At 60.7% G+C, this 22,420-nt stretch carries 21 protein-coding genes and 1 tRNA gene; 11 read left to right on the top strand and 11 right to left on the bottom strand.

The window, feature by feature from the left end; genetic code table 11:
- Positions 1-2: 2 nt before the first annotated feature.
- Positions 3-75 (bottom strand) — tRNA-Val (locus tag ACQRBV_RS05055).
- Between the two features lie 159 nt (positions 76-234).
- On the opposite strand from ACQRBV_RS05055, the gene rdgC reads away from it, so the two are divergent.
- From rdgC to sugE, 3 genes are all read left to right on the top strand, one after another.
- The gene (gene rdgC / locus ACQRBV_RS05050) at positions 235-1,155 is read left to right on the top strand and encodes a recombination-associated protein RdgC (RefSeq protein WP_060756961.1); all 921 of its coding nucleotides are present in this window, start codon (positions 235-237) and stop codon (positions 1,153-1,155) included.
- 84 nt (positions 1,156-1,239) lie between these two features.
- Positions 1,240-2,205: a bile acid:sodium symporter family protein gene (locus ACQRBV_RS05045; protein ID WP_198763471.1), complete on the top strand. Its 966-nt coding sequence runs from the start codon at positions 1,240-1,242 to the stop codon at positions 2,203-2,205.
- A 106-nt stretch (positions 2,206-2,311) separates the two neighbouring features.
- Positions 2,312-2,626 carry a quaternary ammonium compound efflux SMR transporter SugE gene (gene sugE / locus ACQRBV_RS05040; RefSeq protein WP_060756959.1) on the top strand — a complete coding sequence of 105 codons (315 nt, stop codon included), beginning with the start codon at positions 2,312-2,314 and terminating at the stop codon, positions 2,624-2,626.
- 103 nt (positions 2,627-2,729) lie between these two features.
- On the opposite strand, the gene ACQRBV_RS05035 is transcribed toward sugE, so the two are convergent.
- From ACQRBV_RS05035 to ACQRBV_RS05025, 3 genes are all read right to left on the bottom strand, one after another.
- Entirely contained in the window at positions 2,730-4,604 is a 1,875-nt protein-coding gene (locus ACQRBV_RS05035) for an MFS transporter (RefSeq protein ID WP_411984576.1), read from the bottom strand.
- Between the two features lie 83 nt (positions 4,605-4,687).
- Positions 4,688-5,836 (bottom strand): TDT family transporter, encoded by a 1,149-nt coding sequence (locus ACQRBV_RS05030; protein WP_104995954.1) that lies wholly within the window; start codon positions 5,834-5,836, stop codon positions 4,688-4,690.
- A gap of 113 nt (positions 5,837-5,949) precedes the next feature.
- Positions 5,950-7,137 carry an MFS transporter gene (locus ACQRBV_RS05025; protein WP_411984575.1) on the bottom strand — a complete coding sequence of 396 codons (1,188 nt, stop codon included), beginning with the start codon at positions 7,135-7,137 and terminating at the stop codon, positions 5,950-5,952.
- Positions 7,138-7,228: 91 nt separating this feature from the next.
- Between ACQRBV_RS05025 and ACQRBV_RS05020 the strand changes: the two genes are divergently transcribed.
- A complete protein-coding gene (locus tag ACQRBV_RS05020; RefSeq protein ID WP_161550366.1) occupies positions 7,229-7,774 on the top strand; it encodes a TetR/AcrR family transcriptional regulator in 546 nt (181 codons plus the stop codon).
- A 128-nt stretch (positions 7,775-7,902) separates the two neighbouring features.
- Here the strand turns inward: ACQRBV_RS05020 and ACQRBV_RS05015 are convergent, their stop codons facing one another.
- The 4 genes from ACQRBV_RS05015 to ACQRBV_RS05000 form a co-directional block, all read right to left on the bottom strand.
- On the bottom strand, positions 7,903-8,682 hold the full coding sequence (locus ACQRBV_RS05015; RefSeq protein WP_060756954.1) for an ABC transporter permease: 780 nt from the start codon (positions 8,680-8,682) through the stop codon (positions 7,903-7,905).
- Positions 8,679-9,611: an ABC transporter ATP-binding protein gene (locus ACQRBV_RS05010; protein WP_090365896.1), complete on the bottom strand. Its 933-nt coding sequence runs from the start codon at positions 9,609-9,611 to the stop codon at positions 8,679-8,681. Before ACQRBV_RS05010 ends, ACQRBV_RS05015 begins: the two co-directional genes overlap by 4 nt.
- A 132-nt stretch (positions 9,612-9,743) precedes the next feature.
- On the bottom strand, positions 9,744-10,361 hold the full coding sequence (locus ACQRBV_RS05005) for a glutathione S-transferase family protein (RefSeq protein WP_411984574.1): 618 nt from the start codon (positions 10,359-10,361) through the stop codon (positions 9,744-9,746).
- A 56-nt stretch (positions 10,362-10,417) separates the two neighbouring features.
- Positions 10,418-11,077, bottom strand: a complete 660-nt coding sequence (locus ACQRBV_RS05000; protein ID WP_411984573.1) for a transglutaminase-like domain-containing protein — start codon at positions 11,075-11,077, stop codon at positions 10,418-10,420.
- A gap of 190 nt (positions 11,078-11,267) precedes the next feature.
- Between ACQRBV_RS05000 and ACQRBV_RS04995 the strand changes: the two genes are divergently transcribed.
- A complete protein-coding gene (locus ACQRBV_RS04995; protein ID WP_411984572.1) occupies positions 11,268-13,715 on the top strand; it encodes an acyl-CoA dehydrogenase in 2,448 nt (815 codons plus the stop codon).
- A gap of 75 nt (positions 13,716-13,790) precedes the next feature.
- Positions 13,791-14,198, top strand: a complete 408-nt coding sequence (locus tag ACQRBV_RS04990) for a PA2817 family protein (RefSeq protein ID WP_060756949.1) — start codon at positions 13,791-13,793, stop codon at positions 14,196-14,198.
- A 109-nt stretch (positions 14,199-14,307) separates the two neighbouring features.
- Here ACQRBV_RS04990 and ACQRBV_RS04985 read toward each other — a convergent pair whose 3' ends face one another.
- Positions 14,308-15,240, bottom strand: coding sequence for a LysR family transcriptional regulator (locus tag ACQRBV_RS04985; protein ID WP_060757000.1), 933 nt, complete (start codon positions 15,238-15,240; stop codon positions 14,308-14,310).
- 90 nt (positions 15,241-15,330) lie between these two features.
- Between ACQRBV_RS04985 and ACQRBV_RS04980 the strand changes: the two genes are divergently transcribed.
- Complete coding sequence (locus tag ACQRBV_RS04980; RefSeq protein WP_060757001.1) at positions 15,331-15,957, top strand: hypothetical protein; 627 nt, start codon at positions 15,331-15,333, stop codon at positions 15,955-15,957.
- Here ACQRBV_RS04980 and ACQRBV_RS04975 read toward each other — a convergent pair.
- Together ACQRBV_RS04975 and ACQRBV_RS04970 are read right to left on the bottom strand one after the other, a co-directional pair.
- Complete coding sequence (locus tag ACQRBV_RS04975) at positions 15,954-17,528, bottom strand: alkaline phosphatase D family protein (RefSeq protein ID WP_411984571.1); 1,575 nt, start codon at positions 17,526-17,528, stop codon at positions 15,954-15,956. The genes ACQRBV_RS04980 and ACQRBV_RS04975 overlap by 4 nt on opposite strands.
- Positions 17,525-18,079, bottom strand: coding sequence for a GNAT family N-acetyltransferase (locus ACQRBV_RS04970; RefSeq protein ID WP_090365907.1), 555 nt, complete (start codon positions 18,077-18,079; stop codon positions 17,525-17,527). Before ACQRBV_RS04970 ends, ACQRBV_RS04975 begins: the two co-directional genes overlap by 4 nt.
- A 189-nt stretch (positions 18,080-18,268) precedes the next feature.
- Between ACQRBV_RS04970 and ACQRBV_RS04965 the strand changes: the two genes are divergently transcribed.
- Genes ACQRBV_RS04965 through ACQRBV_RS04950 form a run of 4 tightly spaced genes read left to right on the top strand, consistent with a single transcriptional unit; the run spans position 18,269 to position 22,385 of the window.
- Positions 18,269-18,676, top strand: coding sequence for an ExbD/TolR family protein (locus ACQRBV_RS04965; RefSeq protein WP_060757004.1), 408 nt, complete (start codon positions 18,269-18,271; stop codon positions 18,674-18,676).
- 2 nt (positions 18,677-18,678) lie between these two features.
- Positions 18,679-19,413, top strand: coding sequence for an energy transducer TonB family protein (locus ACQRBV_RS04960; RefSeq protein WP_090365909.1), 735 nt, complete (start codon positions 18,679-18,681; stop codon positions 19,411-19,413).
- Positions 19,414-19,437: 24 nt separating this feature from the next.
- Entirely contained in the window at positions 19,438-21,720 is a 2,283-nt protein-coding gene (locus tag ACQRBV_RS04955; RefSeq protein WP_411984570.1) for a TonB-dependent receptor, read from the top strand.
- 17 nt (positions 21,721-21,737) lie between these two features.
- The gene (locus ACQRBV_RS04950) at positions 21,738-22,385 is read left to right on the top strand and encodes a MotA/TolQ/ExbB proton channel family protein (protein ID WP_060757007.1); all 648 of its coding nucleotides are present in this window, start codon (positions 21,738-21,740) and stop codon (positions 22,383-22,385) included.
- Positions 22,386-22,420: the final 35 nt, after the last annotated feature.

The raw sequence follows: 22,420 nt of genomic DNA, 5'->3' as shown, positions 1-22,420 counted from the left end.
GGTGGGTGATGACGGGATCGAACCGCCGACCCTCTGCTTGTAAGGCAGATGCTCTCCCAGCTGAGCTAATCACCCTTCGTTTCGGTGTGGCGCGCATTCTACGGAGCGACCCAAGGTCTGGCAAGCACTTTCTTAAATCTTTTTTTTGAGCCCTTCCAATGGCTTAGGCAGGGTTGGCCTGGGACGCTATCAAGAGAATAATGCCCCCCTTTGTATAAAGGAGAGACTCACCCCATGTGGTTCAAGAACCTGCTTATCTATCGCCTGACCCAAGATCTGCCTGTTGATGCCGAGGCGTTGGAAGCGGCCATGGCCACCAAACTGGCGCGCCCTTGTGCAAGCCAGGAGTTGACCACCTACGGTTTCGTCGCGCCTTTCGGTAAAGGTGAAGACGCTCCCCTGGTACACATCAGCGGTGACTTCCTGCTGATCGCCGCGCGCAAGGAAGAACGCATCCTGCCGGGTAGCGTGGTACGCGACGCACTCAAAGAGAAAGTCGAAGAGATCGAGGCCGAGCAAATGCGCAAGGTCTACAAGAAGGAACGCGACCAGATCAAGGATGAAATCATCCAGGCCTTCCTGCCACGCGCGTTTATCCGTCGCTCGTCGACGTTCGCCGCCATCGCGCCGAAACAGGGCCTGATCCTGGTGAACTCGGCAAGCCCGAAACGTGCCGAAGACCTGCTGTCGACGCTGCGCGAAGTGATCGGCACCCTGCCGGTACGCCCGCTGACGGTGAAAACCGCACCAACTGCAATCATGACCGATTGGGTCACCACCCAGAAACCGGCCGATGACTTCTTCGTCCTCGACGAATGCGAACTGCGCGACACCCACGAAGACGGTGGCATCGTGCGCTGCAAACGCCAGGACCTGACCAGCGAAGAAATCCAGCTGCACCTGAGCACCGGCAAAGTCGTGACCCAGTTGGCCTTGGCGTGGCAGGACAAGCTGTCCTTCATGCTCGACGACAAGATGACGGTCAAGCGCCTGAAGTTCGAAGACCTGCTGCAGGACCAGGCAGAACAGGACGGGGGCGACGAGGCCCTGGGGCAACTGGACGCAAGCTTTACCCTGATGATGCTGACGTTTGGCGACTTCCTGCCGGCACTGGTTGAAGCGCTGGGCGGTGAAGAAACCCCGCAGGGCATTTAAACCGTTTGACGATCAGAATGTGGGAGGCCCCTCCCACATTTGATTGCAGTGTCACGCCAAGCCTCTAATAACAAGGACATCCCCATGCGCGCACTCGCCGCCTTGAGCCGTTTCGTCGGCAATACCTTCGCTTACTGGGTGTTGTTGTTTGCCGTGCTCGCCTTCCTGGAGCCCAGCTGGTTCATCGGGCTTAAAGGCGCCATTGTCCCGCTATTGGGCCTGGTGATGTTCGGTATGGGGCTGACCCTCAAACTTGAAGACTTCGCCGAGGTCGCACGCCATCCCTGGCGCGTGGCACTGGGCGTGGTTGCGCACTTTGTAATCATGCCGGGCGTGGCCTGGCTCTTGTGCCAGGCGTTCCACCTGCCGCCGGAGATAGCCGTCGGGGTGATCCTGGTCGGCTGCTGCCCAAGCGGCACGTCCTCCAACGTGATGACCTGGCTGGCCCGGGGCGATCTGGCGCTGTCAGTGGCCATCGCCGCCGTCACTACCCTCCTCGCCCCGCTGCTCACTCCTGCGCTGATCTGGTTACTGGCCTCGGCCTGGTTGCCGGTGTCGTTCATGGAGTTGTTCTGGTCGATCCTGCAAGTGGTGCTGCTGCCCATCGTGCTTGGCGTGGTGGCGCAGCGCGTACTGGGCGAGCGGGTACGCCATGCGGTCGAGGTGCTGCCGCTGGTGTCGGTGGTCAGCATCGTGATCATCGTCGCGGCAGTGGTTGCGGCGAGCCAGGCGAAGATCGCCGAGTCCGGCCTGCTGATCATGGCGGTGGTGATGTTGCACAACAGCTTCGGCTACTTGCTGGGTTACTTCACCGGCCGGTTGTTCAAACTGCCATTGGCGCAGCGCAAATCGCTGGCGCTGGAAGTGGGCATGCAGAACTCCGGGCTGGGCGCTGCGCTGGCCAGTGCGCACTTTTCACCACTGGCGGCGGTGCCCAGTGCGCTGTTCAGCGTCTGGCACAATATCTCTGGAGCGTTGCTCTCGACTTATTTCCGTCGCATGAGCGAAAAGGCCGACCGCAGCGTATTGGAGACCCAACCGAAAACTTGATCGTCCGATCCGTTTTCGGCACTCTACCGAGCTTCGCGGGGACGACCTCGCGACGCTTTGCAGCGCTCAACCAGGGGACGACCCCACCAATAGATGGGAGGTCAGCATGTCCTGGATCATTTTGTTTTTTGCGGGTTTGTTCGAAGTCGGCTGGGCTGTCGGTTTGAAGTACACCGATGGTTTCAGCAAACCACTGCCCACCGCCTTGACGATTGCCGCGATGGCCTTCAGCCTCGGCTTGCTCGGGTTGGCCATGAAGGAGCTGCCATTGGGCACCGCCTATGCGGTCTGGACCGGTGTGGGAGCTGTGGGTACGGTGATCGCCGGGATCATCCTGTTTGGTGAATCCATGGCGCTGTTTCGGCTGGCCAGTGTGGCGCTGATCATTTGCGGGCTCGTTGGGCTCAAGATCAGCACTTAGGCCACTGCCGCCATCGGGAGCAAGCCCCCTCCCACACTCGGAATGTATTCCAAACTGTGGGAGGGGGCTTGCTCCCGATGAGGCCAGTACACCCCACACAAAACTACCTGACACTCCCTCGCAACACACCCACCACTTCCTGCAACCGCGCAGGCGTCGCCGCCTCCACCGCTACCGGTGCACCCGCGACCAGCACCACCCGCGACCAGACCCGATGAAAGAACCCCTTGTTCGGGTCGCGACTGAAAAAACTCCCCCACAACCCCTGCAACGCCATGGGAATCACCGGCACCGACGTCTCCTCCAGAATACGCGTCAGCCCGCCACGGAACTCGTTCATCTCGCCATCGGCCGTCAACTTGCCTTCCGGGAAGATGCACACCAACTCCCCGTCTTTCAGATAATGGGCAATCCGCGTGAAGGCTTTTTCATAGATCTGGATATCTTCATGGCGGCCCGCAATCGGAATCGCCCCTGCCGTGCGGAAGATAAAGTTCAGCACCGGCAAGCGGTAGATCTTGTAGTACATCACGAAGCGAATCGGCCGACGCACCGCGCCACCAATCAGCAGCGCATCGACAAACGACACGTGATTGCATACCAGCAACGCCGCGCCTTCATCCGGAATGGCTTCCAGGTTGCGATGCTCAACGCGGTACATGGAATGGCTGAGCAGCCAGATCATGAACCGCATGGTGAACTCGGGGACAATCCTGAAGATGTAGGTATTGACCGCGATGTTGAGCAGCGACACTACCAGGAACAACTCGGGGATCGACAGCTTGGCCACGCTCAACAACAGGATCGACACGATCGCCGACACCACCATGAACAGCGCGTTGAGGATGTTGTTGGCCGCGATGACCCGCGCCCGCTCATGCTCGGCGGTGCGCGACTGGATCAATGCATACAGCGGCACGATATAGAAACCACCGAACACGCCCAGGCCGAGAATATCGAACAACACCCACCAGGCCTGGCCATGACCGAGTACCGCCAGCCAGTCGTTGGGCTGGACGTTCTGCGGGAAACCACCAGAGTGCCACCACAGCAACAGGCCGAACACTGTCAGGCCAAACGAGCCAAACGGCACCAGGCCGATTTCGACCTTACGCCCGGAGAGTTTTTCACAGAGCATGGAGCCGAGGGCGATACCCACAGAGAACACGGTGAGAATCAGCGTGACCACGGTTTCGTCGCCGTACAGCCATTCCTTCGCATAGGCCGGGATCTGCGTCAGGTAAATCGCCCCGACAAACCAGAACCACGAGTTGCCCACGATCGAGCGCGACACCGCCGGCGTCTGCCCCAGGCCCAGGCGCAAGGTGGCCCAGGACTCGCTGAAGATATTCCAGTTCAGCCGCAAGCCTGGCGTAGATGCCGCCGCCCGTGGAATGCTGCGGCTGGCCAGGTAACCCAGTACAGCCACACCGACGATAGCTACTGACACCACCGGCGCGTAATGCGCGGACGACATCATGATCCCGGCGCCGATGGTGCCGGCCAGGATCGCCAGGAACGTGCCCATTTCCACCAGGCCATTGCCACCGACCAACTCATCTTCATGCAGGGCCTGGGGCATGATCGAGTATTTCACCGGGCCGAACAGCGCCGAGTGCGTGCCCATGGCAAACAGCGCCAGCAGCATCAGCTCCAGATGATTGAACAGAAAGCCCGTGGCACCCACGGCCATGATCACGATTTCACCGATCTTGATCGCACGGATCAACGCATCCTTGTTGAATTTCTCGCCAAACTGCCCAGCCAGCGCCGAAAACAGGAAGAACGGCAGGATAAACAGCAGCGCACAGAGGTTGACCCAAATGGAGCGGTCACCGTCGATGGTGAGTTTGTAGAGAATGGCGAGGATCAGCGATTGCTTGAAGATGTTGTCGTTGAAGGCACCCAGCAACTGGGTGACGAAAAACGGCAAGAAGCGCCGCGTGCGCAGCAAGGTGAATTGCGAGGGGTGGCTCATCGTCCGTGTTCCTGCGTGGCCTGATAGGCTTTATTGCCGAAGGCTTTTATAAAGAGACAGGCCACGACTTTACCTAAACCCGCTTACTTATTCCCTATTCCTGCAATGCAGGGTGAAACAAAAAGCTCACCTTTATAGGCGCCCTGCACGGTGCGCTTGGCCACGATCAGCCACATCAGCGCCAAGGCCAGCACCAGCGCGCTGCCAAACACACTGAAGAACCCCAGATGCAACACGCTCGCCAGCTTCAGCGTGGCCAGGGCATACACCCCCAACGGAAAGGTGAAACCCCACCAGCCGAGGTTGAATGGTATGCCGGCGCGCAGGTAACGCAGGGTGATCAACACCGCAATCAGCAACCACCACAAGCCGAAGCCCCACAGCGTGATGCCCGCCACCAGGCCCAAGCCGTTGGCCATCTCGCCGACACCGGGCAAGCCATTGGCCGCGAAGATCGCCGGCGCATCACCGCCCAGCAGCAACATGCCAAGCGCACCGGTGCCGATAGGCCCCAGGGCCAGCCAGCTCGACGCAGCCATGTTGGCGTGGGGCAGTTTATGCAACGCCATGCGCAGCATCAGGATGGTCAGGATGCTGAACGCCACCGGCAGCGAAAATGCCCACAATACGTAGCTGGTCACCAGCATCACCAGTTGCCCATGGGCGTCGGCCAGGTGCGGCGCCAGCAGGCCACCACTGGCCGCGGCGACTTCGGCCGCGACGACCGGCAACAGCCAGACGGCGGTCATCTGGTCGATACTGTGTTCCTGGCGGGTAAACATCATGAACGGAATCAGCACGCCGCACGCCAGGGCCATGGCGACGTCCAACCACCACAGGGTCTGCGCCAACGGCAGCACGTCACTGCCCCAACGCGGCAGGCCGAACAGCAACAAACCGTTGAGAATGGTTGCCAGCCCCATGGGAATGGTGCCGAAGAACATCGAAACCGTGGAGTGCCCGAAAATCCGCCGCGCCTCCTGGAAATACATCACCCAACGCGCGGCGTACAACCCACTGAACACTACAAATAGGCCAATGGTAAACATCCACAACGCTTCGGCGACGGCGTACAGGCCCGGCACGTTGACGGGCAGTTGTGCCAGCGCCAGTGCCAGCACGCCGGTGCCCATGGTTGCGGCAAACCAGTTGGGCGTGAATTGACGAATCACTTCCCGCGGCCGGGTCAGGTGACTCAAAGGTTTGTAGCTTGGGGTATTTGCGCAGCTCATGTTGATAATCCTCTTCCTCGTAGGAGGTTGAAGCCATCATAGAACCTGATCGAATATCTATATAACGGGTAATATCTCTATCTGTTATCTACTTTACCTATATAAAACACTGACTACACCGCAGCCTTGACCCGCGCCGTTTCCTGCAACAGCAATCCGGCCAATGCACCCAAGGCCAAAACGATGAGTACGGCACCGTAGCCATCGGTGGTGGCGATCAAGCCAAACTCCCGGCTCAGGTTACCGGCCAGCAACGCCGGCAAGCAGAACGCCAGATAGCTCAACACATAGAAGGCCGACATCAGCCCTGCCCGCTCATGAGGCAACGCCAAACCGACGATACTGCGCACACTGCCCGTGAAGCCGCCGCCAAAACCCAAGCCGGCGATCACACTGGCCACAAAGAACAGCCAAAGGCTGGCGCTCTGCACCGCCACCAACAACAGGGCCACCCCGGTCGCCAGCAATGCAGCCGACAGGCGCATGATTTTATCGGCCGGGCGATTGCGCAGACTGTAGATCATCACCGCACCACTGAGCGTCACCACCGCCACCAACCCACCCCCAATCAGGTGCGAGGTCGATCCGGTAGCAGCCCGCACCAGCGAAGGCGCCAGCGAAGAAAAGAACCCTCCCAGTGCCCATACCGCCACATTCAGCGGCATCGCCAGCCACAGGGCACGGCGCGCTTGTTCGGGGACGTGCAGCGTCGGCGTCAGCGACTTCAAAGCCCCCGGTATGCGGCTGACCGTCTCCGGCAAGCGCCACACATACAGCGCTTGCAGGGTCATCAGCCCGAGCATCGCGAAATAAATCAATTGGGTCGGCCGTGGCGCAAACTCCACCAGCAGGCCGCTGCCTAAACCGCCACTGGCCATCCCCAGCATCGGCGCAAGGCTGTTGAGCATCGGGCCGCGGACACGGTCAGTGTCGAGCAAGGTTGCACCCAGCACCGCCGTCGCCATGCCGGTGGCGAAACCTTGCACCGCCCGGGCGGCAATCAGGTACGCGGTGCTATCAGCGTTGATAAACAGCAGCATCGCCAGCATATTCAGGATCAATGCCGCAAAAATGACCGGCTTGCGTCCCAGGTAATCCGATAGCGAGCCGACGGTCAGCAAGGCTGCCAACAGGCTCACGGCATACACGCCGAAGATCATCGTCAACACAGCCGCCGAGAAATGCAGGTGGTCTTGATACACCTGATACAGCGGCGTTGGCGCGCTGGACGCGGCGAGAAAGGTCAGCACCGTCACCACCAGGAACGCCAGGCGGGAACGATGGGAAGTAGGACTGGACATGGGCACGCTCCGCTAAAGCTAATAATTTGCTTTTTCGAAGTGTGCTACCAGAAAGCGCTTAAAGCAAATTCTTTGTGTTAAGGTTTTAGCCATGGCGATAAAAGAAGGCCTTCGCCCGGGAGGCCGTAGTGCCCGGGTCCAAGAATCAGTGCACAGCGCTGCCCGTGAATTGCTGGAAGCCCATGAGCGCTCCAGCGTTACCGTGCCGATGATTGCGGCACGGGCAGGCGTCACGCCGTCCACCATTTACCGCCGCTGGGGCGACCTGTCCGCCCTGCTCGCCGATGTGGCACTGGAGCGCCTGCGCCCGGACGGCGAACCTGCCGACACCGGTAGCCTGCGCGGCGACCTGCGCGCCTGGGGCGAACAATACCTGGATGAAATGAGCTCGGAGCTGGGGCGCAATATGATGCGCGACGTGCAGTGCAGTCGCCCAAGGGACTATTGCACCCACATTCTGATGGGCCAGTTGCAGATTATTCTTGATCGGTACCAGGACACCGTCGGTCCGTTACCCACACTGGACAGGTTGCTGAACCTGATTGCCGCGCCAACGGTGTATCGCAGCCTGTTTTCCAGCACGCCACTGCCGGTTGAAGAGCTGCATGAGCTGATCGACTTGGCGCTCAAGGCCTGAAGCCCATCTACACAACCCAATGTGGGAGGGGGCTTGCTCCCGATAGCGGTGGATCAGTCACCTTATTGATTGACTGACACACCGCCATCGGGAGCAAGCCCCCTCCCACATTTTTACAGTGTTCGACCTTACGTACGCATACCGCGCCCGCTCACCAGCAGCCTCGCGCAACCGATGTACAACACCACGGTAGCGATCAGCATAAAGGTGATCGCCACGCTGATCTTGATATCCGATACCCCCAGGATGCCGTAGCGAAAGGCGTTGACCATGTGCAGTACCGGGTTGGCCAGCGACACGGTCTGCCAGAACGGCGGCAGCAGGGTAATGGAGTAGAACACACCACCCAGGTAAGTCAGCGGCGTCAGCACGAAGGTCGGGATGATTGAAATATCATCGAAGTTGCGTGCAAAGACCGCGTTGATAAACCCCAGCAGCGAGAAGATCGTCGCCGTCAGCACCACCACCAACAGGGTGACGCCCAGGTGATGCACTTGCAGATGGGTGAAGAACAACGACAGCAAGGTCACGATCACGCCGACCATCAAGCCACGCAGCACGCCGCCCAGGGTGTAGCCGATCAGGATGGTGTGGGGCGACACCGGCGATACCATCAGTTCTTCGATGGAGCGCTGGAACTTGCTGCCGAAGAAGCTGGAGACCACGTTGCCGTAGGAGTTGGTGATCACCGACATCATGATCAGCCCGGGCACGATGTACTCCATGTAGGTAAAACCGCCCATGTCACCGATCTGGCGACCGATCAGGTTACCGAAGATCACGAAGTACAGGACCATGGTGATCGCCGGCGGCAGCAGGGTTTGCGGCCAGATCCGGGTAAAGCGCTTCACTTCGCGGTAGACGATGGTTTGCAGAGCAACGAGGTTGGGTTGCAGTTCGGAACTCATACCGCCACCTTCGCCAGATTTTTCTCCACCAGGGACACGAACAACTCCTCAAGGCGATTGGTTTTGTTACGCAGGCTCAGCACTTCGATGTTCTGAGTCGCCAACTGGGTGAACAGCGCAGTGATGCCCATGGCCTTGTCCACCTGCACTTCCAGCGTGTGGCCATCGACCAGCCGGCTTGGGTAACCGAGCAACTGCGGCGGCGCCGACAGATTGTTTTTCAGGTCCAGCAGGAAGGTTTCCACATGCAACTGGCCCAGCAGGTTACGCATGCTGGTGTTCTCGACGATGGTGCCGTGGTCGATGATGCCGATATTGCGGCACAGTTGCTCAGCCTCTTCCAGGTAATGGGTGGTGAGGATGATGGTAATGCCCTTCTCGTTCAGCTCGGTCAGGAAGGTCCACATCGAGCGACGCAGTTCGATGTCCACGCCCGCGGTGGGTTCATCGAGGATCAGCAGGCGCGGTTGATGGACCAGCGCACGGGCGATCATCAGGCGACGCTTCATACCCCCGGACAACGAGCGGGACGGCACGTCGCGTTTGTCCCACAAGCCCAGTTGGGTGAGGTACTGCTCGGCGCGCTCCTTGGCGACTTTCGCCGGGATGCCGTAGTAGCCGGCCTGGGTCACGACGATGTCGAAGGTCTTTTCGAACTGGTTGAAATTGAACTCCTGGGGCACCACGCCGATGGCACGCTTGAGCGCCGCAGGGGATTTGTCCAGGTCATGACCAAAGATATTCACGCTGCCGCTGGTCTTGTTGACCAGGGTCGAAAGGATGCCGATGGTCGTGGATTTGCCGGCGCCGTTGGGGCCGAGCAAGGCGAAAAAGTCACCTTCGGCGACGTCCAGATCGATACCACTCAAGGCCTGGAAACCGTTGCCGTAGGTTTTGGTTAGCTGCCGGATGGACAGAGCGGAACTCATATCGGATTACGCACCAAAGAAGGGAATAGACAAGATAGATGAGGGCGCACCGCAGGTAGTTCAACCTGCGATGCACGGGCATGGTGCGTGCCCACGTCGCACAAGTACAGTCACCCGTATTAATAGTAGGTATTAAGTCAACGCAGTCATCACGGCTTCGCGGTACGCCGGGCGTTGCTGCAGGCGCTGGTACCAAGCCTCCAGATGCGGCATTGCAGGACGCTCGATAGGCATTTCGAACCAGGCGTAAATAAAGCAGCCCAGGGGAATATCACCCATGCCGAATGCGTGGCCGGACAGATAAGGCTGCTCGGCCAGGGCTTTGTCCACGGTAGCCAAAGCATCGATACAGGCCTGGCGCCCAGCGTTGATGCTGTCCCAGTTCTGTTTTTCCGCCGGGGTACGCAAGATGCCCCAGAACACCGCCTTGAACGGCTCGGCGAGGGTCGAGGTGGTCCAGTCCATCCACTTTTCGGCGTTGGCGCGGGCTTGCAGGTCGCTCGGGTAAAACGCCGACGCATGCTTGGCGCACAGGTAACGCACGATGGTGTTGGATTCCCACAGCACAAAATCACCGTCTTCGATCACCGGTACCCGGCCATTGGGATTCATTGCTCGATATTGCGGCGTGTCGACCACGCCAAAAGCCCCGCCCGCATCAATTGCCTCATAGTCCAGGCCGAGTTCCTCGGCGCACCACAGTGCTTTCCTGACGTTTGATGAATTTTTACGACCCCAGATCTTCAGCATGACCGCGCCTTATCGTTGATGAACATGGCTTGATGAATGCAGCAGCATACGCCGGTTCACGCGCGGCTTGAATCGCTGTGCATGTCGCCCAGCAAGGTTGGTGCGTCCTCGGTAAACAGGTGGGGATAACACTGCTGGATGTGGGTGAAGAAAAACGCTTCGGGCACGTCCGGAAACTGCCCGTGGTCCAGCACATATTCCATCGAGCGTCGGCCCTGCCGGTTGAATGCGTGGAAGATGCTGTCGTGAATGCCATCGAACTCCAACGGCGGTACATCGAACAGCTCGCACAGTTGCTGGTTGAACGCCGGCGTGGCTTTGACCCAGCGGCCCCGCAGATACAACTCGGTGTAGCCATGCATGGCAAATACATCACTCTTGAGCAGCGCGATCAGCCGGGGAGTCGACAAATGATTACGCACATCCGCCAGGCCGATGCGCGCCGGGATACCGCAATGGCGAGCACACGCGGCGAGCAGGGTAGCCTTGGGCACGCAATAGCTCTCGCCGGCGGCCAGGGCGAAGCTGGCTTTCAAGCTGCCGGCATCGCGGCTGAAGGTGTAAGGGTTGTAGCGAATCGCCTCACGCACGGCGTAGTAAAGACTGACTGCCTGGTCACGCGGATCCGCGCTCGGACCCCGATGTTTTTCGGCGAACTCCACCACCGCAGGGTGGTCACTATCGATGAAGCGGCTGGGACGCAGGTACGTATCCATAAGCGTTATCTCCGAGACATGCCTGGAGTTTAACGACAGGTCTGCCCTGGAGATAACGACGATTCGGCCAAATGTCGGCGCCTGGTGATGGTGCTCCCAATACAACTCGTTACACCCTGATCACCGCGCTTTTTCGGATGCCGACTAAGCTCCAAGGTGGTTTCGCCCCTGGTTTCACGGAGGATTGAATATGCTGTTGTTGTGGATACTGGTTCTAGTGCTCGGCATTGCCTACCTGGCACACCGCCGCACCGCGCCCCTGCCCGCCCTGGGCGTGGTCGCCGTCTACCTGCTGGCGATGGGCGCCTGGAGCCACGCGCCGGGCTGGCTGTTGCTGATCTTCTGGGTATTGATCGCGGCAGTCGCCGCCCCCCTGCTGCTGCCCGACCTGCGTCGTCAATACTTCACCAAGCCACTGTTCAACTGGTTCCAGAAAGTCCTGCCACCGATGTCCGAGACCGAGCGCGACGCCATTGACGCCGGCACCGTGTGGTGGGATGGCGAACTGTTCAGCGGCCGCCCCGACTGGGACAAGTTGCTGGCCTACCCCAAGGCCCAACTGACCGAAGAAGAACAAGCGTTTATCGACGGCCCCACCGAAGAACTCTGCGCCATGGTCAGCGACTGGGAAATCGGCCAGGCCATGGACCTCCCGCCCGCCGCCTGGGAGCACATCAAGGCCCACGGTTTCTTTGCGCTGATTATTCCCAAGGAGTACGGCGGCAAGGGTTTCTCCGCCTATGCCCATTCCCAGGTGGCGATGAAGCTGGCCACGCGCAGCGGCGACCTGGCCTCGACGGTGATGGTGCCCAACTCCCTCGGCCCGGCTGAACTGCTGCTGCATTACGGCACCGACGAACAACGCAACCACTATCTGCCACGCCTGGCCCGTGGCGATGACATCCCCTGCTTCGCCCTGACCGGCCCGCTGGCCGGCTCCGACGCCGGCGCCATGCCCGACACCGGTGTGATCTGCAAGGGAGAATGGGAAGGCAAGGAAACCCTGGGCCTGCGCCTGAACTGGGAAAAACGCTACATCACCCTCGGTCCGGTCGCGACGCTGCTGGGCCTGGCCTTCAAGGCGTATGACCCGGACCATCTGCTGGGCGAAGAAGAAGACCTGGGCATCAGCCTTGCGCTGATCCCCACCGACACCCCCGGCGTCGAAATCGGCCGCCGTCACCTGCCCCTGGGTGCCGCGTTCATGAACGGCCCCAATTCCGGCAAGGATGTGTTCATTCCCCTGGAATACCTCATCGGCGGCCAGGAAATGCTCGGCAAAGGCTGGATGATGCTGATGAACTGCCTGTCGGTTGGCCGTTCGATCTCGCTGCCTGCCGTGGGCACCGGCGCCGCCAAGTTCACCAGCCTGGTGACCGGCCAGTACGCTCAGGTACGTGAGCAGTTCAACGTGCCGCTGTCGGCCTTCGAAGGTATCCAGGAAGCCCTGGCGCGTATCGGCGGCAACGCCTGGCTGATGGACAGCGCACGCATGCTCACCGCCAACGCCGTGGACCTGGGGGAAAAACCTTCGGTGCTGTCGGCGATCCTCAAATACCACCTCACCGAACGCGGTCGCGAGTGCATCAGCCACGCCATGGACGTGCACGGCGGCAAGGGCATCATCATGGGCCCGAACAACTACCTGGGCCGTAACTGGCAGGGCGCGCCGATCTTCATCACCGTGGAAGGCGCGAATATCCTGTCGCGCAACCTGATGATCTTCGGCCAGGGCGCCATTCGCTGCCATCCGTTCGTGCTCAAGGAAATGGCCCTGGCCGGTCGCGAAGACCATGACCAGGCTCTAAAGGAGTTCGATGGCCTGCTGCTGCAGCACATCGGTTTTGCCGTGAGCAACGCCGCCAGCACGCTGGTACTGAACCTCGGTGTGGGGCATTTCGAGAAGGCCCCGGGCAACCGCTTGAGCCAGGGTTACTTCCGCGCCTTGAACCGCCAGGCCGCCGCGTTCGCCCTGCTCGCCGACTTGAGCATGATGCTGCTCGGCGGCGAGTTGAAACGTCGTGAACGCTTGTCCGCACGCCTGGGCGATGTGCTGAGCCATATGTACCTGGCATCGGCCGCGCTCAAGCGTTATCACGACCTCGATTCGCCGGATCACCTGGAGCCGTTGTTCGCCTGGGCCATGGAAGAAAGCCTCGGCAAGTCGGAGCAGGCACTGGATGAGCTGTTGAGCAACTTCCCGAACAAAGTGCTCGGATGCCTGTTGCGGGTGATCGTGTTCCCGTTCGGGCGTCGCCATACCGGGCCTTCCGATGCGCTGGATGCCGAAGTGGCCGCGGTGATCGGCCGGGCCAAGGGCGACCCGACCCTGGAGGAGTTGCTGGCCGGCTGCTACCGCCCACAATCGGCGGAGGATCCGGTGGGCGCACTGCAACACGCCTACGACCTGCTCGGTGCCGGCCAGCCCTTGCAGAAAAAACTGCACACCGCGCTCAAAAGCGGCCAGGTCAAACCCGCTGCGGGCGAGCATGTCATCGATGCCGCGCTGAACGCAGGCGTCCTTCAGGCCGCCGAAGCGCAGACGCTGCGTGAGGCTGAAGCCGCGCGACGCAAGGTGATCGACGTGGACGATTTCAGCAAGGAAGAGCTGGCCCAGGCTGAGGGTAAAGTCCGCTGAGTCGGGCAGTCATATAATTACGGGCGCTTGAGCTATATACTCTCGCGCCCGTTTTTGCTTTAGAGGACTTATCTCGTGTCCAACGCCGTTGCCGATCATCTCGTCTTGCTCGACCACCTGCGCAGCATCCTGGTTGCCGTCGGCGAAGCCGAACAGGTGCCTGAGGAAAGCCATGCGCTGTTCCTGGAGCGTTTCGACGAACTGCGCGCCCTGCTGCCGGTCGACCCCATCGAAAGCCAGTACCTGGGGCAGGACCTGATGAGTCAGGTCATCCTGCGCTACCCGCAAATTGCCCATCTGGTGCCACGCGACCTGCTGTGGTTCTTCGGCGGCGATTGCCTGCACTTCATGCCCGACGAAGAACTGGACATGTACCAGGCCCTGGAAGAGCGTCGCTATGAGGCCGAACAGAACGACGAACCGTTCGACTGGAACCAGGAAAAGCAGCTGCTTTCCATGCCTCAGGACCAGAGCAAGCACTGATCTTCAGGTGGGAGCGGGCTTGCCCTAATGCCAGTCAGTTAAGAGGACCTGCCACGACCAAACTCTGTAGTGAGCGGGCTTGCCCGCTCCCACATTTCGGACCCTGTTCCTACCGTCGACGCAATGTCGGCTCCTTCGCCATGCACTCCACCAGATAATCAATAAACACCCGCAACTTCGGCGGCAGATAGCGCGTCGGCGAATGCAGCAACCACGCCTCGCCGTGGTAGGACGCAATAAAATCCCACTCCGGCAACACCTGCACCAAGCGCCCCGCCTCCAACGCATGCCGCGCAGTGAAGTACGGCAAGCTGCCAATCCCCACATGCTGCAACACGGCGTCCAGACGCACCCCGGTATGGTTCGCCGCGTAGCGCCCACGCACGCCGACGGTCACAGCCTTGCTGCCCTGGCGGAATTTCCAGCGGGAATCCCCCGGGGTTTCACCCAGGTAAATGCAACTGTGCTCCAGCAAATCATGGGGGTGCAGCGGCGTCCCCTGCTCAGCCAGATAGTGCGGCGTAGCGCACAATAAATGCTCAATGGGCAACAACTGTCGCCCCACCAGGCCCGGCGGCGGGCTGTCGGTAATGCGGATGCTCAGGTCGACGTTGTCATCGATCAGGTCGACATGCCGGTCTTCGAGGATCAACTGCACATCCACCTTGGGATAGCGCCGCAAAAACTCCGGCATATGTGGGTGCACCACAAACCGCCCCACCGCCTTGGGCACGCTGACCCGCACCAGGCCCTCAGCCTCATGAGTGAATTGGCCGCTGATTTCCATCACCGAACGCGCCGCGCTGACCATCTCTCGGCAGCGCTTGAAAACCTCTTCACCCCCCTCGCTCAAGCGCAACTTGCGCGTGGTGCGTTGCAGAAGCCTAGTGGCCAGGGCTTGCTCCAGACGCGAGATGCTGCGGCTCACCGCCGAGGGTGAAACACTCAGTTGCCGCGCAGCCTCAGAGAAGCTGCCGGTTTCGACCACCTTGACGAAAATCGCCATTTCGCCCAGCAACGGCAAAGGAAGATTGATGCTCATGACGCACAGGTCCATTGATATTTGAACGGATTATCACCCATCCGAGCACTATTTATACTGCTCACAGAACCCTGATGCGGATGTAACCCCATGACCGAGCGCCTATTCTTTACTCACGACCATCTGACAGCCGAACTTGAAGTGCTCGCCTGTACACCGCACGAAGATCAGTTTGCAGTCACCTTGCAATCGACGATTTTTCATCCCCAGGGCGGTGGCCAGCCGCACGACACCGGTTGGCTCGGTGAGAGCGCCGTACTGCGTGTTATCCAGGAAGCCGACCGCCTCGTTCACTACGTCGATAAACCCGTGGCACTGGGAGCCGTCATCGCACGGGTCGACGAACAACGCCGCGCCCTGCACACGCGCCTGCATTCCGCCGGGCACCTGATCGGTAATGCCGGGGAAAGCCTGGGCTGGATGCCGATCAAGGCGCATCACTGGCCGGGTGAAGGCAAAATCACCTTTATCCGCGGTGAGACAGCGCAAGCCATGGATCCCGAGTTGATTCAGCGGCAGATCGAGCAATGGATCGCCGCTGACTATGCCCGTCATATGACGCTGGAAGACGGCACACGGGAAGTCGGGTTCGGCGAGTTGCCGCCGTATGCCTGTGGCGGCACACATGTGCAATCGCTGAGCGAACTGGGCCAGGTAACGATCCTGGCCCTGTCGGAAAAGAAAGGCGCGCTGTCGGTACGCTACAGCCTGGATTAAAGCGCAATCGCCCCCGCTCGTCCCGGCTCCACCACAAACGACTTAAGGGTCGAGACCGTGGCGCTGGGGTCGCGCGGGTCGCTGATCACCCTGAAGTTAGTCACCATCTTTTGCTCTTCCAGCGCCACCGATACGTAGCCACGTTGACGGCTGTCAAAGAACTTCACATGGGGATTGAGCGGCAGGATCTGCGTGAAGGCATCGAACGGTGGGCCGTCGGACGTCACTGACGTGCCGACGAATTCGGTGGCGACAACGGGCGAGTCCGGGTCACTGGCATCAGCGTGCAGATCCGTGGTCCAGAACGAGTGGATATCGCCGCCCCAGAACACCGGGTTTTTCACCCGTCGGCGTTGAATCGACGCCAACATGCGCTCGCGGTTGGCCATATAGCCGTCCCACCCATCGGTCCAGCGTCCGGGCTTGTGGTTGGTCAGGTCGCGTTGAGTCAGCGGTGCCACCAGCAGGTCCTGGGCGATGACGTTCCACTGCGCCCGCGACTCGGCGAACCCTCGGTCCAGCCAGGCTTCCTGCTCCCAACCGAGCATCGTGCGATTGGGTGCGCGCAAGTCCGTGCACGTATTGTCGGCGACATGCCCCTGGTGACTGCCGTTGGCGAGAATGCAGGGCTGTTCCGAACGGTACTGGCGCCCATCCAGTACATGGAAGCGCGCCAGCCGGCCGTAGTCCAGGCGCCGATAGATGCGCATATCCGGACCTCTGGGCACGCTGCCGGCGCGCAGTGGCATATGCTCGTAAAAGGCTTGGTAGGCCGCCGCCCGTTGCTGCAGGAATTGCCCCACCGGTATTTTCGGGTCCTGGGACCAGCGATTGGCGTAATCGTTTTGTACCTCGTGGTCATCCCAGGTCGCCACGCTGGGCGCGGCGGCGTGCAAGGCCTGTAGGTCCGGGTCGGTTTTGTACAGCGCGTAGCGGTTGCGGTAATCGCTCAGGCTTACCGCGTTGCCACTGCCGTGGGAGCGAATGATCTTGCCCGAGTCCGGCGCGTAGGAACTGTCGTAGATGTAGTCGCCGAGGAAAAACACCAGGTCCGGTTGCTCGGCCGCGAGGTGGCGGTAGGCGCTGAAATACCCGCGCTCCCAATGCGAGCAAGACACAAACCCCACCCGCGCCGCAGCCATAGCCTGCAAGGGCGGCGCCGTATTCACCCGTCCTACCGGGCTCTGTGCCCCAAGCCCTTCGAACTGGTACCAATACGGCCTGCCCGCTTCCAGCCCTGCCACCTCGACATGCACTGAATGGGCAAACCGTTCGGTCGCCATCACCTCGCCCTGCTTGACGATGCGCGTCATCGCCGCATCACTGGCCACCCGCCAACGCACCGGCACGGCGCGGCTCAACCCACCGCGTCCATCCACGGCATTGAACAAGGGAGCCAGGCGCGTCCAGATCACAAAACCATCCGGCAACGGGTCACCCGATGCCACGCCCAGGGTAAACGGGTAGTCCACCCCGGCACTGCGCGCAAAGGGGCTGAGGATCGAAAATGCCGTCGCCACCGCCAGCCCGGAGAGTACCCGACGGCGGCCATGGTCCACTGCGCCGCTCACAACCGGCGCTCCCAGTCGTCACGCACGGTGGCAAACCCGAGCAAGTCCTCATACACGCCATTTTTGAGAAACGCCTGACGCAGGCAGCCTTCATAGCGCAGTCCGATTTTCTCCATGACCCGCGCCGACTCCTGGTTGCGACCAAAGCACTGGCTGCCCACCCGTTGCAACCCCAGTTCGACGAAGCCGAAGTCGGTCACTGCACTCGCCGCTTCCGCGGCATAACCCTGATTGCGACAGTGCGCCGCCACCCATCCGCCGAGGTGTCCATAGTGATGTCGAGAGTTGATACGCAGGCTGACGATACCGATCAATTCGCCGGTTGCCTGGACATGCATGCCCAGGCTCAGCAACTCGCCGGCACGATATTTTTCTGCGCTCCCGGCAATAAAAAGCTGCGCAGTTTCCAACGTGTAAGGCACTGGAATATTGGCGGTGTTATCCGCGATTTTCGGCCCGTTGGCGAGCGTGGAGAGTATCTCGGCCTGGTCCGGCTCCAGTGCCCGCAGGAGTAAACGCGGCGTGGACAAATGAGGCAGTTCAGTCGACATACGGGGCGGCTCGCGAAATAAATGCACAAGAGTGTACGGCCTTCGTGTCAATTTCATTACGTCACAAAACTGCAAGGTAAATCTTCTGAAAGACTCGTCCTAGAGCCTTCAAACCGTAAATTTTTGTTAACCGTTCGGTCATTTTTGACTGTTAGCGTGTCGCCCCTAATTCAATAACGGGGTAACGGAATGAGAACCTGGGATGAACCCAAGAAACGCAAGGCACACATCGAGTTGATCCCAATGATCGACGTGATGATGTTCCTCCTGGTGTTTTTCGTACTGGTGAGTCTGAACGTGATTCCGGCACTCGGCATGAAGACGCAGTTGCCCAGCGCCAGCAGCTCGCAACAACTCAAGCCGCAGAACAAATTCATCCTGACGCTGGGCCTGGCAGGCCAACTGCAGCTCGACGGCAAAGACCTCACGGTCGACGCCTTGGTACCGGCCCTGAAGGCCGCTGAAAAGCCCGATACCAAGTCGACGATCATCGTCAACAGCGACAAAGGCGTCGAGGTTGCGCGCCTGGTGGAAGTGATGGACACCCTGCGCCAGGGTGGCTTTACCTCCGTCTCCATCGCCACGCGTAAGTCCTGACCATGTATGTATTGTTCCGTGCGCGTCAGCTGCTGGGCAGTGTCCCGGCCCTGATCGCCCTGGTGCTGATTGCCTTGGGCATCCAGTCCCAGCCCCTGAAGATCCAGCCTCAGTACGATGAATCGGCGGTCGAGCTTGCCCTGGTCGAGCCGGAGCCCGAGGTGGTGCCTGAACCCGTGGTGGAGCAAGAACCGCCACCACCGGTGATCGAGGATGAAGAAGCCGAACCGGCCCCGCCGCCACCGCCGCCCAAGCCGCTGCCCAAACCTGAACCCAAGCCCAAGCCGCTGCCCAAACCCAAACCCGTGGTGGCCGCCAAGCCAACGCCCGCCCCCGCGCCAGTAGCCCCCGTCGCCGCCAAGCCGGTGCAGGCCGCCGTCGCACCGACACCCGCACCGCCTGCGCCACCGGCACCGCCCAAGGTGGATGGGCAGGCACTGGAGGGGGGTTACCTCAAGGGTCTGCGCAACGAGCTGGACACTTACAAGCAATACCCCACCGGGCGCCAGGCGTCCCTCGAGCGCCCCAGTGGCGAGGTGGTGGTCTGGCTGATGGTGGATCGACAAGGCCGTGTCCTCGACTCCGGGATCCAGACCCCGGCACCGAGCATGCTGCTCAACCGGGCCGCTACCAATAGCCTGCGCCGCATCAAGCAGGTCAAGCCGTTCCCCGAACAAGCCTTCGGTGGACGCAACGAGCAACGCTTCACCGCCACCTTCAACTACAGCGTGCAATAAGCACCCGACACCAGGACGACAGTGATGAGGTTCACACGTATTCATCTGGCACTCGTTGCCGCAACGAGCATGACCCAGGGCTGGGCCATGGCAGCCACCAGCGACAGTGACGTCGGGACGATTGGCGTACAGGGCAAGGCGACCGCTGGGGGCGGTTACATGGTCCCGGAAGAAAGCGCCAAGGGCCGCTCGACCATCACCAAGGAAGCGTTGGACAAGCAAACCGCCACCGGCAACGCCATCGACAAACTCAAGTACACGCCGGGGCTGAATATCTCCAGCGAAGACAACACCGGCCTCTCCGGTTTCCGCTTTACCATGCGCGGCATGAACTCCGACCAGGTGGGCATGTCGGTGGACGGTATGCCGATCAACGACTCCGGCAACTACGCGCTGTACTCCAACCTGCTGGGCGACCCGGAAAACATCGACCAGATCTTCGTCACCCAGGGTTCCTCAGAGGCGGACGGCCCGCATATCGGTTCCAGCGGCGGCAACATCGGCATCGTGACGATCCGCCCGACCAAGGAAACCGGGGCGTTCGTCAAGCAGGTCGTGGGCAGCAACGCCACCCGCAAGACCTTCGCCCGCCTCAACACCGGCGAGGTCAACGGCCTGAGCAACTGGCTCTCGGTGTCCCACACCGAAGGCGATATGTGGCGGGGCTCGGGCGCCGTGCGCGCGGACAAAGTGGAGTGGAACAGCTTCTTCGATGCCGGCAACGGCAACACCGCGAACCTGATCCTCAAGTACCACGAGCAGGACAACAACAGTTACAGCCAGCTGACCAAGGCGCAGTTCCAGCAGTTCGGCCGCAAATACGACCCGTACGCCGCGACGCCGGCCCTGGGCAGCAACGGCAAGGTCAACAACTACTACGCCCTGGCGCAGAACCCGTTCCAGACCTTTACCGGCGTGCTCAACACCCAGTTCAAGCTGGCCGACAACCTGTCGCTGTCGGTCATCCCGTATTACTACTGGGGTAATGGCAGCGGTGTCGGCTCCTCTTCCTATGCGCTGAACCGTGGCTCCAACCAGGGCGGCGTCTTCGACTTGGGCAACCTGCCAACCGCCGCCCAGTACAATGCCGATGGCTCCTCCACCAGCGGCGTCTACTATCGCCCTTCACGCACCCAGACCTGGCGCCCGGGCATCACCACCAAACTGAACTGGGACCTGGGCGACCACAGCCTGCAATTCGGCTACTGGTACGAGCGCGCACGCCAGAGCCAGACCCAACCGTTCATTGCCCTCAAGAACAGCGGCAAGCCAAGCGACACCTGGCCGGATGGAACGTCCGTGGTCGACGCCAACGGCAACACCATTCAGGGTCGCGACCGCTTCACCGTGACCCCGGCGCAAAAAGTCTGGGCCCAGGACACCTGGTTCATCAATTCGGACTGGACCCTGATAGCCGGCCTGGCTTACATGAACGTCGAGCGCGACGGCACCAACCATGGCAGCCTCACCGAACAACCGGAAAAGCGTAACCAGACCTACAACAAGCTGCTGCCCAACGCGGGCCTGAAATACCAGCTCGACGAACGTGACCAGTTGTTCTATAGCCTGTCGCGCAACATGCGCGTACCGCAGAACTACGTGCTGTACGACAAAGGCGCCGACTCGATCAACTCCAAGCCGGAAACCAGCTGGAACCACGAACTGGGCTGGCGCTACACCGCCGACGACATGACCCTGGCCGCCACCCTGTTCTACATGGATTTCAAGAACCGCCAGGTATCGTCCAAGGACATCAACGGCGACTTCGCCGACATCAACGCCGGTTCCGTCACCAACAAGGGCCTGGAGTTGGAATGGAGCGGCCTGCTGCCTAACCACTTCAACTACTACACCTCCTACACCTACACCAAGGCCGAACAGCAAGATGACCTGACCGTCTACAACGCGGGCAAAGCCATCGTGTTGCCCACCAGCGGCAAGCAGTTCGCCAACGTGCCCAAGAACATGCTGGCAGCCAACATCGGTTATGACGATGGGCGCTTCTACGGCACCTTCGGCGGCAAATACACCAGCCAGCTCTATGGCGACCTGACCAACGATGAATCCATCTCCGGCCGCACCGTGTTCAACCTCGGCGCCGGTATCTACCTGCCGGTGGACAAGAAAGTGGTCAAGGACGCGACCCTGCGCCTGAACGTCGACAACCTGTTCGACAAGAAATACCTGGACGGCGTGTACACCACCAAGACCAACTCGGCGAGCTACAGCGGCTTCCGCGATGGCGACCCGGCTTACATCGTGGGCGTAGACCGTACCGTCACGGTTTCCCTGGAAGCGAACTTCTAATTGCGAGGCTACAGATCATGGACATGAACCTGCTTCACGCCATCACCTTTTATGTAATGTACGCCGCCATGGCGATTGCGATCTTTATCACCATCGAACGCGGCATCTACTTCGCCTATGTGCGTCGCCAGGCACGTGCCTTGACCGAAGTGCTCGGTGCCAACGTGCACAGCGAACGTGACCTGCCGCAGGCGCTGACCCGCCGCGCCAGCCTGCCGCTGAACATGGTACTGCCGATCCTGGCACAGAAGGCCGCCCATGGTTCGCGCAAGGACCTGGATGACGAGATCGACACCCAGTACCTCAAGACCCGTGCACCGCTGTCGCGCAGCCTGTGGATCATCGAGACCATCACCACCGCCGCGCCGCTGCTGGGCCTGTTGGGCACCATCCTGGGCATCATCGACACCTTCAAGGCACTGGCCACGGCCGGCGTATCCGACCCGGGCCAGATCTCCGGTGGTATCGGCACGGCCTTGTTCGCCACCGGCCTGGGGATTGCCATTGCGCTGTTCTGCGTGGTGTTCCATAACTTCTTCCAGGACAGCCTGGAGCGCATCAACGATCAGTTGAAGATCCTGCTGATCCGCGCCGCCACCGGTGCCCGTGTCCAGGGTGAAGTCCCGCACCTGGTGCCGACGCCGCTGCACACCCGCACGGCATGACCTTAAAGGCGGGCGCGTGATGCGCCCGCCGTTCT

Source organism: Pseudomonas sp. R11F (assembly GCF_050312575.1).
Taxonomy (GTDB): domain Bacteria; phylum Pseudomonadota; class Gammaproteobacteria; order Pseudomonadales; family Pseudomonadaceae; genus Aquipseudomonas; species Aquipseudomonas palleroniana.
Note: the sequence above shows the minus strand (reverse complement) of the source record. Positions and strands in the feature narration are given on the sequence as shown.